This window comes from Terasakiella sediminum (assembly GCF_033100395.1).
Lineage (GTDB): Bacteria > Pseudomonadota > Alphaproteobacteria > Rhodospirillales > Terasakiellaceae > Terasakiella.
Genome location: NZ_JAWLVJ010000002.1, coordinates 44,576 through 57,864, shown reverse-complemented (window position 1 = coordinate 57,864; position 13,289 = coordinate 44,576). Strand labels below are relative to the sequence as shown.

At 48.2% G+C, this 13,289-nt stretch carries 15 protein-coding genes; 12 read left to right on the top strand and 3 right to left on the bottom strand.

The genetic code is table 11. The features are described from left to right. The first annotated feature begins 108 nt into the window (after positions 1-108). Positions 109-504, top strand: coding sequence for a Co2+/Mg2+ efflux protein ApaG (gene apaG, locus RYZ26_RS01575; protein WP_317681373.1), 396 nt, complete (start codon positions 109-111; stop codon positions 502-504). On the opposite strand, the gene RYZ26_RS01570 is transcribed toward apaG, so the two are convergent. Beyond that, positions 501-1,355, bottom strand: a complete 855-nt coding sequence (locus tag RYZ26_RS01570) for a LysR family transcriptional regulator (protein WP_317681372.1) — start codon at positions 1,353-1,355, stop codon at positions 501-503. The two genes, apaG and RYZ26_RS01570, sit on opposite strands and share 4 nt — an antisense overlap. Before the next feature lie 105 nt (positions 1,356-1,460). Here RYZ26_RS01570 and RYZ26_RS01565 point away from each other — a divergent pair, with 105 nt between their 5' ends. From RYZ26_RS01565 to pheT, 7 genes are all read left to right on the top strand, one after another. After that, positions 1,461-2,069, top strand: coding sequence for a LysE family translocator (locus tag RYZ26_RS01565; RefSeq protein ID WP_317681371.1), 609 nt, complete (start codon positions 1,461-1,463; stop codon positions 2,067-2,069). An 80-nt stretch (positions 2,070-2,149) separates the two neighbouring features. After that, positions 2,150-2,632, top strand: a complete 483-nt coding sequence (locus RYZ26_RS01560) for a carboxymuconolactone decarboxylase family protein (RefSeq protein ID WP_317681370.1) — start codon at positions 2,150-2,152, stop codon at positions 2,630-2,632. A gap of 111 nt (positions 2,633-2,743) precedes the next feature. Continuing rightward, a complete protein-coding gene (locus tag RYZ26_RS01555; RefSeq protein ID WP_317681369.1) occupies positions 2,744-3,226 on the top strand; it encodes an RrF2 family transcriptional regulator in 483 nt (160 codons plus the stop codon). A gap of 168 nt (positions 3,227-3,394) precedes the next feature. Beyond that, positions 3,395-3,592: a 50S ribosomal protein L35 gene (rpmI, locus tag RYZ26_RS01550; protein ID WP_317681368.1), complete on the top strand. Its 198-nt coding sequence runs from the start codon at positions 3,395-3,397 to the stop codon at positions 3,590-3,592. Positions 3,593-3,624: 32 nt separating this feature from the next. Next, on the top strand, positions 3,625-3,981 hold the full coding sequence (gene rplT, locus RYZ26_RS01545) for a 50S ribosomal protein L20 (protein ID WP_317681367.1): 357 nt from the start codon (positions 3,625-3,627) through the stop codon (positions 3,979-3,981). Between the two features lie 118 nt (positions 3,982-4,099). Next, positions 4,100-5,176, top strand: coding sequence for a phenylalanine--tRNA ligase subunit alpha (gene pheS / locus RYZ26_RS01540; protein WP_317681366.1), 1,077 nt, complete (start codon positions 4,100-4,102; stop codon positions 5,174-5,176). Then, positions 5,173-7,572 (top strand): phenylalanine--tRNA ligase subunit beta, encoded by a 2,400-nt coding sequence (pheT, locus tag RYZ26_RS01535; protein ID WP_317681365.1) that lies wholly within the window; start codon positions 5,173-5,175, stop codon positions 7,570-7,572. Before pheS ends, pheT begins: the two co-directional genes overlap by 4 nt. Positions 7,573-7,680: 108 nt before the next feature. On the opposite strand, the gene RYZ26_RS01530 is transcribed toward pheT, so the two are convergent. Continuing rightward, positions 7,681-8,166 carry a hypothetical protein gene (locus RYZ26_RS01530; RefSeq protein WP_317681364.1) on the bottom strand — a complete coding sequence of 162 codons (486 nt, stop codon included), beginning with the start codon at positions 8,164-8,166 and terminating at the stop codon, positions 7,681-7,683. A gap of 293 nt (positions 8,167-8,459) precedes the next feature. Here RYZ26_RS01530 and RYZ26_RS01525 point away from each other — a divergent pair, with 293 nt between their 5' ends. The 4 genes from RYZ26_RS01525 (at position 8,460) to RYZ26_RS01510 (ending at position 11,978) form a co-directional block, all read left to right on the top strand. Beyond that, positions 8,460-8,909: a hypothetical protein gene (locus tag RYZ26_RS01525; RefSeq protein ID WP_317681363.1), complete on the top strand. Its 450-nt coding sequence runs from the start codon at positions 8,460-8,462 to the stop codon at positions 8,907-8,909. Positions 8,910-8,961: 52 nt separating this feature from the next. After that, positions 8,962-9,384, top strand: coding sequence for a hypothetical protein (locus RYZ26_RS01520; protein WP_317681362.1), 423 nt, complete (start codon positions 8,962-8,964; stop codon positions 9,382-9,384). A gap of 20 nt (positions 9,385-9,404) precedes the next feature. Beyond that, complete coding sequence (locus RYZ26_RS01515; RefSeq protein ID WP_317681361.1) at positions 9,405-10,025, top strand: hypothetical protein; 621 nt, start codon at positions 9,405-9,407, stop codon at positions 10,023-10,025. Positions 10,026-10,334: 309 nt separating this feature from the next. After that, on the top strand, positions 10,335-11,978 hold the full coding sequence (locus tag RYZ26_RS01510) for a SulP family inorganic anion transporter (protein ID WP_317681360.1): 1,644 nt from the start codon (positions 10,335-10,337) through the stop codon (positions 11,976-11,978). Between the two features lie 115 nt (positions 11,979-12,093). On the opposite strand, the gene RYZ26_RS01505 is transcribed toward RYZ26_RS01510, so the two are convergent. Further along, positions 12,094-13,182 (bottom strand): site-specific DNA-methyltransferase, encoded by a 1,089-nt coding sequence (locus tag RYZ26_RS01505; protein WP_317681359.1) that lies wholly within the window; start codon positions 13,180-13,182, stop codon positions 12,094-12,096. Between the last annotated feature and the right edge of the window lie 107 nt (positions 13,183-13,289).

Here is a 13,289-nt window from a genome sequence, read left to right as displayed (position 1 = left end):
AAAGTAAACAAACCTTAAAGCTGCTGAACGTTAATTCCTTATTGCGTAATCAGCCCAAAACACCCATCTTAGAATACAGGCAAACAGAAAGATAAGGACATGGGCAACATGCAATTTTCAGAAACAACCCGTATGGTCACCGTCACGGTCAATCCGATTTTTCTGGAAGAAGAATCTGATCCTGAAAAAAGCGCCTATATGTGGGCCTATCACATTCGTATCGATAACGAAGGGCACGAACCTGTCCAACTGATCTCACGCTATTGGAAAATCACAGATGGCTTGGGCCGCATTCAGGAAGTGCGCGGCGAGGGCGTGGTCGGCGATCAACCCCTTTTGGAACCGGGCGAAACATACGAATATACCAGTGGCGTTCCCCTGCAGACCCCAAGCGGCTTCATGGGCGGATCATATGAAATGATCAGCGGTGTGGGGGAACGTATCAATGTGATTGTGCCAACCTTTTCATTAGACAGCCCCTTTGATCGTCACACAGTCAACTAGGTCATAACGCAAAGAAAAGCATCGACCATCCTTTCCTTAGCTGAATTGGATCGATAGGCACTAATGATGGTGCGTTCAAATCGATGGTCCGTGATCTTTGTCTTTTTGACATTCAGATTATCGATCCAGAATTCCCCCCAGTCCGGGACCAGCGAAATGCCCAGCCCCTGATCAATGTAAAAAGGGATCACTTCAAGCGCATCCAGCGTACACAGATAATCCGGCGTGATCTGGCGATCCTTTAAGAAAGCCTCAGCGCGCATGCCGCCCCAGGATTGCGGGTCATAGCAAATATAAGGATAATCTTTGAACATCTCTTCCAGCGATCCGGTTGCCTCCTTTGGAGACAGAAGCACCAAGGCGTCTTTTCTGATTTCCTGAAACTGAAATTCTTTTGGCAGATCAAATGGTGGTTTGATCATGATCACCACGTCCAGTTCCCCCGCAACAAACTGCTCATAAAGCAGGCGCGATGTACCAGGATAGATTTGCACCTGAATAAAAGGGGCCGTTTCTTTGATCTTACGCAAAGCCTCTGCCACCAGCTTGGGCATGGCCGTCACAATTGCCCCCACCTTCAGGGGACCACGCAAATGTTGATCTTGAATTCTGGATTTTAGGCGATGGGTGCGTTCAACCACATCCCCCATTTCGCCCAGCATCTGCAGGCAGGCCTCGCTCGCCACCACTTGACGGCCAGAACGTTTAAACAATTCGACCTGAAATTCAGCTTCCAGTGCCTTGATCCGCTGGCGAACAGCTGCGGGCGTAATGCCCTGCATACGGGCGGCAGCCGTGATGGATTTATGCTGAACGACTGCCAGGACACTTTCCAGAAATGACGTCTCCAAAAGATACCTTCTCTATCATTTAAACATATAAAAACAAATTTTTTCTATCTTTTAAAATATGGGAGGCTGAGGAAATTACAAACAGTTAATTGAAAGAGACCTTCAATGACCTACTGGATTTTCCTCGTCATGGCGCTGACGACAGTTGCCAGCCCCGGCCCCGGCGTCATCCTGACTTTAAACAACACGATGAGGTCTGATGGCCTTTCTACATTTTTTGGCATCTGTGGTCTTGCCGTCGGCGCTTTGATCGTATCGGTTTTTTCTGCAACCAGCGTGGGCGTTTTGATCACTACATCAGAAACCGCTTTTACCATCATGAAATATAGCGGCGCACTCTATCTCTTTTGCCTAGGCATCAAAATGTTGAGGGCACATTCAACCGAGCAGACAAGTGGACCTCAAAGCAATAGACACGATTATTTCCTACAAGCCCTCTATCTGCAATTCAGCAACCCAAAAGCCGTCTTCTTTTTTCTGGCAACCTTTCCGCACCTCAATACGCACGCCAGCAATGTGGTTGCTTCTTTTTCAATTGGGGTCTTCACCTATTGCGCCTTGATTATAATCGTTCATAGCATTTATGCCGTCTTCGCCCGTCGCATCCGTGGTCATATTTCTTCAGAAAAAGGTAGCCGTGTGATCAGCTTTTTAAGTGGAGCCATGTTCATCACCTTCAGCCTGGTCATGATCCTGAGCGACCCGCCTCAATGATCCAAAATTCACAGAGGCTTGACTCTCTTTTTAATTAAGGATATTTTTTATCCGTAATTAATTTTCAAAGGACATCCCCCATGCAACAACGCCTCAACCATTTTGAACTGTCTGCCCCTCTTTATGAAAAGATGGCCGCCTTTTCCATGGCGACAAAAGAAAAGTCATCCATTGATAAAAAGCTGCTGCACCTGATCGACATCCGGGTTTCTCAACTAAACGGCTGTGCCTTCTGTCTGGATATGCATGTCAAGGAAGCCAAGATCGCAGGTGAGCGTGAACTACGCGTCCATCATGTCGCCATCTGGGCAGAATCTCCACTTTTCACCGACAAGGAAAAAGCCGCCCTCGCGTGGGCAGAAGCAGTCACCAAGCTGGGTCACGACGGAATTTCGCAAGATTTCTTCAATGAAGTGCGTGAAGAACTTTCTGAACAGGAACTCTCTGATCTGACGTTTGCGGTTGCAAGCATCAACAGCTGGAACCGACTTGCCATCCCCTTCACAGTCCCGCCGGGTTCCGCCGATGAATTCTTCGGCCTGAATCGCGCAGGTCTTTCTTAAATAAGAAAGGCCATCTGGCCGCCTTTGTTCTCCCCCCAGGCAAAGGCGGCTTCTTTTTTTTATAAATTATGGGTACAAAGGAACGAAGACCAACCAGCAAAGGCCAAAGATATGATCCTCAAAAACCAGGTAGAATGGGCACTTCATTGCTGCGCCGTGCTCGCAGCCCTGCCACCGGAGACATATCTCTCAACCAAAGCTCTGTCTGAATTCCACGACGTGCCGAAAGAATATCTCTCCAAGGCGCTGCAAAGCCTCTCACAAGCGGGATTGGTAGAAGGCACACTTGGTCCCAAAGGGGGCTACCGGATGGCGAAACCCAATCAAGACATAACCTTTTTAGATATTGTCGAAGCCGTTGAGGGCAAGAAAAGCACGTTTAAATGTAGCGAAATCCGCGCGAACAACCCCTGCCTTGACAAAAAACCGGACCTCACCAAACCCTGTTCCATCGCACGTGTCATGTGGGATGCCGATGAAGCCTGGCGTGAAAAACTGCGTAGCGTCACTCTGGAAGATTTGCAGGCCATGGTCGTCAAGGAAGTACCTGCTGATCAACTTGAAAAAAGCGCTGAATGGCTTTTATCCTACTGACAGGCAGAATCTTCTTGAAACAATTCAAACATGAGTCTATAACCCGCTACCTCGTCGCAGACAGATAAGTCTGTGGCGCTTATTTTGTTAAAGGCATTAAATGATGACGCGTATGGCTAAGGCATGCCTCTCCGTCGGGTTTAATGTAGATATCTAAAGGATAATGAAATGCCTAAAATGAAGACAAAATCTGGCGCTAAAAAGCGTTTCAAGATTACTGCGACTGGTAAAGTTCGCGGTGCATACGCATTTAAATCTCACAACCTGCGCAAGCGTTCCAACAAAATGAAACGCCAGGCACGTGGTTCATTCGTTCTGTCTGCTGCTGATGCACGCATGGCAAAAACAATGTTGCCTTACGCTTAATCGCCGCACACGTTATATAAAGGTTTAAAAAAATGCGTTCTACTACAGCAGTATCATCTCGCAATCGTCGCAAAAAGATTGTTGCACAAGGCAAAGGCTACCGTGGTCGTAATAAAAACGTCCTCAGCGTTGTTCGTCAGAAAGTTGACAAAGGCCTGCAGTATCAATACCGCGACCGTCGCGCCAAGAAACGTAACTTCCGCTCTCTGTGGATTCAGCGTATCAACGCTGGTGCACGTCAGTACGGTGTTTCTTACTCTCAATTCATGAATGGCCTCAAGCTGGCTGGTATCGAGCTGGACCGTAAAGTCCTGGCTGACCTGGCTGCACGTGAGCCAGAAGCGTTTAAATCTTTGGTAGACCAGGCTCAGGCCGCTCTTGCCAAGTAATAAAACGCTCATGTAAAGCTGCTTGCTTTACATTGAAAGTTATTGGAAAAGGGGACTGAAGCCTTATGGCTTTAGTCCCCTTTTTTCTTGTCACACATTTTTCCATTTAGGAACGGATATGGAAAACCTAGATCAAATTAAAGAAGACGTATTGAGCGCTGTTGCAGCTGCAACAGACTCAAAAGCTCTCGACGACATTCGTGTCTCAGCCTTGGGTAAAAAAGGCTCCATCACCTCCATGATGAAAAACATGAAGGATCTGAGCCCAGAGGAGCGCAAAGAAACTGGCATGAAGCTGAACCTTGTCAAAGGTGAAGTGGCCCAGGCTATTGAGGCGCGCAAAACCGACCTGGCAGATGCTGAGCTTAACGCCCGTCTGATGGCAGAAAAAGTGGATGTGACTTTATCCACACGCCCTGAAACATCCGGCACCGTTCACCCGGTCAGCCAGACCATTGATGAAGCCATCGCGATTTTTGGCGAAATGGGTTTCACCGTTGCAGAAGGCCCGAATATCGAAGATGACTGGCGTAACTTCGGTGCGCTGAACATCGGCCCGGAACACCCAGCCCGTCAGGACCACGACACCTTCTATCTGCCACGTGAACAAGACGGCAACCGCATGGTCTTGCGTACCCACACCTCTCCTGTACAAATCCGTTCCATGCAGGAAAAAGGCGCACCGATCCGTATCGTTTGCCCGGGTCGCACGTATCGTTGTGATTATGATGCGACACACACACCCATGTTCCATCAAATCGAAGGTCTGGTCATTGACGAAAAAACACACTTTGGTCACCTCAAGGGCTGCCTGATCGATTTCTGCAAAGCATACTTCGGTGTGGATGACCTGCCTGTTCGTTTCCGCCCAAGCTACTTCCCCTTCACAGAACCGTCTGCGGAAGTGGATATCGGCTGTACCCGTGAAGGCGGTGAATTCAAGATCGGGGCTGGCGATGACTGGCTTGAGATTTTGGGCTGCGGCATGGTTCACCCGAAAGTTCTGGAAAACTGCGGTATCGATTCTTCAAAATACCAGGGCTTTGCCTTCGGCATGGGGATCGAACGGATTGCCATGCTGAAATATGGCATTCCTGACTTGCGCACATTCTATGAATCAGATTTACGTTGGTTGCGTCACTACGGCTTTAAAGCCCTGGATGTGCCATCTATGGTGGGAGGGCTGACCCGATGAAATTCACATATAGCTGGTTGCTTGAGCACCTCGACACGGACAAAACATTCGACGAGATCGTTGAAAAACTCTCCATGATCGGCCTTGAGGTCGAAGGCGTGGAAAACCGCGCAGAAGGTCTGGAAACGTTTAAGGTTGCGGAAATTCTTTCTGCAGAACGTCACCCGGATGCGGACAAGCTGCAAGTGCTTAAAGTCTCTGATGGGGAAAAAGAATATGATGTGGTCTGTGGGGCACCAAACGCACGTGCGGGCCTGAAAGGCGTCTTTGCCACATCCGGTTCTTACATCCCGGGTCTGGACGTCACGCTCAAGCCAACCAAAATTCGCGGCGTGCCATCAGAAGGCATGATGATGTCGGAAGCAGAAATGAAACTGTCTGAAGACCACGACGGGATCGTTGATCTGCCTGCCGACGTTGAAGTTGGGGCGCGCGCTGTTGACGTGATGGGTCTGACTGATCCGATCATTGAAATCGCCATTACACCAAACCGTGGCGATTGTGCAGGCGTGCGCGGTATTGCCCGCGACCTGGCCGCAACAGGTTTCGGCACACTTAAAGACATCAATACGGATGCGGTTGAAGGTACCTTTGAAAGCCCGATCAAGATCAACATTCACGATACAAAAGCCTGCCCGCAATTTGCAGGTCGCTACATTCGTGGCGTGAAAAACGGCCCGTCGCCCAAATGGCTGCAGGACAAGCTGCTGGCTGTGGGCTTACGTCCGATCTCCAAGCTGGTAGATGTGACTAACTATTTCTCTCAAGGTCTGTGCCGTCCGCTGCACGTCTTTGATGCTGACAAGCTTTCCGGTGACATCAACGTGCGTCTGGCCAAGGATGGCGAGACCATGAAGGCACTGGACGAAAAAGAATATACGCTGGATGCGGAAATGACGGTTGTCTGTGATGACACCACTCCACATGCCCTTGGCGGCATCATGGGCGGTGAAGACTCAGGCTGTCAGGACGATACCACCAACGTCTTCCTGGAATGTGCGTTGTTTGATCCGATCCGCACCGCCATGACAGGCCGCAAGCTGGATATCATCTCTGATGCGCGTTACCGTTTTGAGCGTGGCGTGGATGAAGCTGCTGTTATCGAGATGACCGAGATGGCAACCCGCCTGATCGTTGAGCTTTGCGGCGGTGAGGTTTCCAACCTGGTTGTTGCGGGTGAAGAGCCCCAATGGCAACGCACCATCACGCTGCGTAAAGCCCGCGTCAAACAATTGACAGGCGTGGACGTACCCGAAGCCGAAATGGTTCGCATCTTGGAAATCCTCGGCTGTCAGCTGGAAGACCGTGGCGAAACGTTTGAAGTGAACCCGCCAAGCTGGCGTTCAGACATCGAACTGGAAGCTTGCCTGGTTGAAGAAGTCATCCGTGTCTTCGGCTATGACCATATCGAAGAAGTCTCTTTGGAACGTGAAAGCAATCTGCCAAAGGTCGCTTTGACCCCTGCCCAGCAAAAACGCGATGCAGCCCGCCGCACGCTGGTTGCACGCGGTGTGTCCGAGGCTGTCACTTATGCCTTCCTGCCAGAAAAACAAGCCAAGCTCTTTGGCTGGACAGATGAAAACCTGCGCCTGACCAACCCAATCAGTACTGATTTGGAGATTATGCGTCCGTCCCTGCTGCCAAACCTTCTGGCGGCGTGCCAGCGCAATAACGATCGCGGCATGCCAAACGGCTGCCTGTTCGAAGTTGGCCCGCAGTTTGATGGCGACGAAGCCGACCAGCAACCCGTTGTGGTTGGCGGTGTGCGCACAGGCCAGACCGGCCCGCGCAACTGGGCAGAAGGTCCGCGTCGTGTGGATGTGTTTGACGCCAAAGCAGACGTGATCGCTGTTCTGGAAGCTGCTGGTGCCAAGGTTGACAGCCTGCAGGTTGACCCGGAAGGAGCGCCAGCACATTACCACCCGGGTCGTTCTGGCGCGTTGAAGCTTGGTCCGAAAAACACATTGGCTTACTTTGGGGAACTGCACCCCGGTGTGCTTGCGAAGATGGGATATAAAGGCATTGCAGTTGGCTTTGAAGTCTATCTGGGCAACATCCCGGCGGGCAAAGCCAAGAAAACAGGAGCGTTGCGTCCGCTTCTGGTACTAAGCCAGTTCCAGCCTGTTGAACGTGACTTCGCCTTTGTGGTCGATAGCGACATCCCAGCTGCCAAGATCATCCAGTCCGCCAAAACGGCTGACAAAAAACTGATTACCGCTGCCAGCGTGTTTGACGTCTATGAAGGGGAAAATATGGAGGCCGGTAAAAAATCCGTTGCCATCAACATCACTTTGCAGCCCACAACCGAGACCCTGACCGACGAGCAAATCCAAGCCGTCTCTGACAAAGTCGTGGCTTCTGTTGCCAAAAACACAGGCGGTGAGCTACGCGGGTAATTCACGACGCTTTATTGCCTGAATGAGTAAAGCCCTGCTGGAAACAGCGGGGTTTTTTCTTAGGCTACAACACCTCATTCCTGCGCAGGCAATCATATGCTAATTATCTTACAATTGGCATATTGATAGATTTGACGATCCCCAAATTGGCCACGGCTTTATTGGCCAAGTTGCAGATGAAGGGCGCACCATCAAAGTATAGCCACCTGTTACAGATAATTGTTTCCCATTCACCTCCGCGCGCTGGGTTGCTCCAACCGACACTCCTCGTGGAAACTTAAAAGTGTATCTAGTCCCGTCCGCATATGTAACGGCTTTCAGTTCAAGATTGATCAACCAGTCTTTGTAAGTTTTCGTAAGCTGATATTGAAAATGGAGAATGTCATTTGGACAAATTTTCTTATTTGATATGTATATTGGAGAAACAGAAGAACCTTCTATTTCAACATTCCGCCATCCTTTAGCCGAAGAAATTTCTCCTGCAATGGTAACCGGGAAGTTAGGAACATAAACTAGATTGAAATTTAAATCTTTGCACCCTGTGAACATAACGAACAAGCAAACAAAACTTAGACGCCCTTTCCATTTCATCATGTCCTCATCACTTCACCGAAACTCAACACCAAACAAATAAAGATCAAAAACTAAAAGCTGTCAACATTACCAGACAACACAACCATATAAACATCACTAGCAGCTCCATGCTAACCTCACCTCAATAATATCAGAGAGAATCAACCAAATACGTTCTCCAGCGCATGCGTCAACCAACTGCTAAATGTAGAATATCTTTAAGATCATTTAACAGCGCTTAAAAACACTAAGGATTGCGATCCAAATTAATAGGTGCTACCCATGCTAGAACAATCAAGCGCAAGGGATAGACTATGCATTCAATTTTAAACACTTATAACTGCAAGCTTTTATCTTTATTAAGCATCCTCATAATCGTTGGCTTAACAGGATGTGTTGGACGTGAAAAACCAGTTCTTTCGCTGACTGCAAAGCACGCAATTAATTCAAGTGAAATATTCCTAAACAATAAATACGCAGACTTAAAGGCTGATATTCAAGGCTCGAATGCCACCCAGATTATGGGAGGCGGATTGCTTTGGGCTGCGGCAGATATTGCAGCCATGACAGTACAAAGAAATCAACAGCAAGAACTTATGGCCCCTATCCTAGCTGAAATTAAAGACGTTAATCTGCAAAATGAAATTAGAGAAAAAAATCAGCAATGCACTTGCCACTTTCAAGTCAGTGAAGTTTTCCGACACCCCTCTTACAAAAACAGATCTCGACACTTACCTGTCTTCCAACCCAAACAATATAGATAGCATTGGCATTCTTACCCCTAGGTTCAGATTTTCCGAAGATTTATCTACGCTTATGACAACAATTAAAGTGGATTTGTACCCCGTATCCTCAGAGCTAAAGCATGCTCTTGGTGTAAGTGAGAAGTTTGATCGTACTTTCCTAAATACTACTGTGACATTTGAAAGTAAACCCGATGAAACAACCCAGGCACATCCAAGAAGCAGAGAGCTAAAAGCCCAGGCAAAGGAAAATCTTGGTGAAAAATTGCGCTCGGCATATCAACGAGATGTATATAATATGATCTCAACAGAAGTTAAACGCCTGCGCAACCTTATCAAAGAGAAGAATGCAACGATCTGGACCGATAACAACGGTCTTAAAATTAAGGATGCAATAGATAATTCTGCGACCCAGGTTAGCAAACAACTGAAAGACACACTCTCCATTGTGTTCATTAAAGGGACTGAACGTGCCCAGCTTCCCTCCAAACAATAGAATTTATGGTTAGAAGAATAATGAAAAGCAAAAGAGTATTTTCAACAATCGCAGGACTGTGCCTTAGCATCCTAATTACGGGATGCTCCAGCTCTCCTTACAACGACTATCAAGCACTTGTAGAGCGTAAACCTGGCAAAATCTTTGAAAACATAAATGAAATTGTCAAAACCGTACCTGCTAAAGAACTGTCCACAACAAAAGAGCAACTTGCCAAAATTCGAATTACTGACCCGGTTATGCGTCTTGGCAAAGTCGTATCAAATTTTAAACTTTTTAAAAGCGTAGAACTAGACATCGCAACTTATCAGGTCGATATCGTAAGCGACTGCTACGAATGTGTCGGATTTCGAAAGAAAACCGTGCTGCCTTACTTAGAACTTTATGATTCAAATCAAAATGTTGTCAAAACTATCGACACATTGAATCTACTTGGTACGGGTCATTCCATAAACAAAAGCTTCAATGTACTACAGCCTGGATATTATTACTTCTTGGTAGCTGCAGACAATCGAAGTTTAGACGACTCACAAATTACAACGTCTAAAATCTCTACAAGTACTGGCAGCTTTAGTGTACCAATATCCGTGCAAAATAGTCCGGAAGGAGACGTGAAGATTAAACTCTCAAAAATCGAATAGGTCTAGGTGCCGAGAAAAGGTAAATCCGAATATCTCAACCATCTTTTCACTTCATATATTCATAGAAAACTCTGAATACCAGTTAAAACAAAAGCCCACGCTGGTCGAGGGCGTGGGACTTTTACTTTGGGAGCCATTGCTTTGGCCTATGCCCCCCTTTTGGTGTGAGCAGAGTTTCACCAAATTCCAAGACTCTTTCACGACCAACACGTGATCCTTTCGTGACAATCTTCGTTACATATCATCAGTAGCTTTTTCATTCCCTTTATGAAACAATTACTTGCTCATAAAAATAAAGGACGATGGAATATGATTGCCACGTTACGTCTGGACAACCTCAAAGGGGATATATTCGGCGGATTGACTGCAGCTGTGGTTGCCCTGCCACTTGCCCTTGCCTTTGGTGTCGCGTCCGGCGTGGGACCGATGGCAGGATTGTATGGCGCCATACTTGTTGGCTTTTTTGCTTCCCTCTTCGGCGGCACACCTGCGCAAGTTTCAGGCCCTACAGGTCCGATGACGGTTGTGATGACCGCGACAGTCATGCAATATGCCGATCAACCAGCCGTGGCCTTTACCGTTGTCATGATGAGCGGACTTTTCCAGATTGCATTTGGACTAGCGCGCATCGGACGCTTTATCAGTTTTGTCCCTTTTTCCGTTATTTCCGGCTTTATGAGCGGGATTGGCGTAATCATCATCCTACTGCAACTTGCCCCGCTATTGGGTCACAATGTGGCTGCTGGAGGTACAGTGGGGGCAATATTATATTTGCCAGACCTGCTCTCCAATATTCAGATAGATGCCGCTGTTGTAGGGCTCCTCAGCCTCGGCATCATGATCTTCTGTCCCCAACGAATTTCCAAAATTATCCCCGAACCGTTGATTGCCCTTGTAACCTGTACAGTCTTATCCATTTCCCTGCTGCCCACAGCACCTATTATCGGCGATATCCCAAGTGGCCTGCCCGACCCTTACATCCCCCATATCCTGTGGGAACGCTTTCCCGATATGCTGGGCTCTGCCATGATGCTTGCCCTCCTTGGCACCATCGACAGCCTTTTGACCTCGCTGATTGCCGACAATATCACCAAGACAGAACACAATCCGAACAGGGAACTGATCGGTCAGGGGATTGGCAACGCATTGGCCGGCGTCATGGGGGCCATTCCCGGTGCCGGAGCGACCATGCGTACCGTCATCAATGTGCGCGCAGGCGGACAAACACCAATTGCCGGAATGATCCATGCCCTTGTATTGCTGGCAATTGTGTTGGGGCTAGGTCCTCTTGCCAGTCACATTCCCCATGCTGTTCTGGCAGGTATTCTTTTGAAAGTTGGATGGGATATTATCGATTGGCCCTTCCTTAAAATCATCAAAAACGCCCCGAAAATGAGCATCTTCCTCACCAGTTCCGTGCTTATCCTGACGGTGTTTGTCGATCTGGTCATAGCCGTAGGTTTCGGGGTGGTCTCGGCGAGCATGATCACACTGCATCAAATGTCACAATTGCAGCTTCAGGCCATCCGCACCAGCAAGGGAAGCCATGGTAAATCACATTTATCACAGAAAGAAAATGATTTGCTTGCCGACCTGGGGGACCATGTTTTCTACTGCCATTTTGGCGGACCCGTTACATTTGGGGCGGCACGTGGTATGGCAGAAATTCTAAGACCCGATGACAGCTGTGACCTTTTGATCCTGGATATGTCTAAAGTCACCTACATCGACCTGACAACGGCCTATGCCTTGCTTGAAATTATTGAAAATGCCAAAAGCAACGACCTTGAAGTCCTGATGGTTGCAATGTGTGAAACCGTCGCCCAGGTTCTGGAAACATTGGGTATTCTTAATGAGATCAATGAACATCACATCCATCTGACGCGAACAGAATCCTTTAAAAATGCAAAAGCCTATCTTGAAAATAAATACCCCCATCCTGATCAGGGATGAGGGTATTACTGATCTTTCCCCTTTTTATGAAAACGCTACCGGGGAAAGATCAAAACAAAGAAGGCAGAGATGCGAGCGTATACAGCCGCTGCCCGATCATCAGTATGATGAAATATTAAGATGCCATTTCGGCACGGACCACTTCGCGAAGTTCATCGATACAAACGCGATTGCCCGCTTTTTCCATATGCCAGAATGTCCAGCCGTTACAGGCCTGCGCATCCTGAACCTTGGCACCCACCTGATGGATGGAACCACGGAAGTTGGCTGCACTTAAGGTTCCGTCCGCACGGACCTTGGCTTCGTAACGTCCTTTGGCGTCCGTAAGCGTCGCACCAGGTTCCAGCAAACCGCGTTCCAGCAACGTACCAAATGGCACGCGTGGCGCCTGACGTTTGGCTGGTGTGGTCAACAGTGATGTATCGACTTCGGTCTTGATAGACTTGATGCGTTTTTCAGCAACCTTGATGTAATCGGTTTCACGTTCCAGACCGATGAAGTTACGACCCAGTTTCTTGGCAACCGCACCTGTTGTGCCTGTACCAAAGAACGGATCAAGCACCACATCACCGGGCTTGCTTGATGCCATGATCACACGATAAAGCAGGCTTTCCGGCTTTTGCGTTGGATGTGCTTTTTCGCCTTCTTCGTTTTTCAGACGTTCCCCGCCGTTACAGATTGGCAACAGCCAGTCTGAGCGCATTTGAACATCGTCATTGAAGGCCTTCATGGCTTCGTAGTTAAAGTTATATTTGGCTTTTTCCGACTTGGAACACCAGATCATGGTTTCATGCGCATTGGTAAAACGACGACCACGGAAGTTTGGCATCGGGTTAGTCTTGCGCCAGATCACGTCATTGAGCATCCAGTAGCCCAGATCTTGCAGCGTCACACCGACACGGAAAATATTATGGTAGGAACCGATCACCCAGATGGTGCCGTCGTCCTTGAGAATGCGGCGTGCCGCTTTCAACCATTCTTTGGAGAATTCGTCATAGGCCTTGAAGCTGTCGAACTGATCCCAATGATCATCACAGGCATCGACCTTTGTGTTGTTGGGGCGATGTAAATCACCACCGAGTTGCAGATTGTAAGGCGGGTCCGCAAAGATCAGATCGACTGACTTTTCCGGAAGGCTGTTCATCAGTTCAATACAGTCACCCTGCAGGATCTGATTCAGCGGAATTGTTTGTAGCGTTTTCATGAGCCCAATATGGGCGAATCGGGTTAACAAATCGTTTAACCCTTTGAATCTAAAAGGTAAACAAAACCTTAACAACAAACAAAAGCCCCCGAAAACCAACGTTTCGA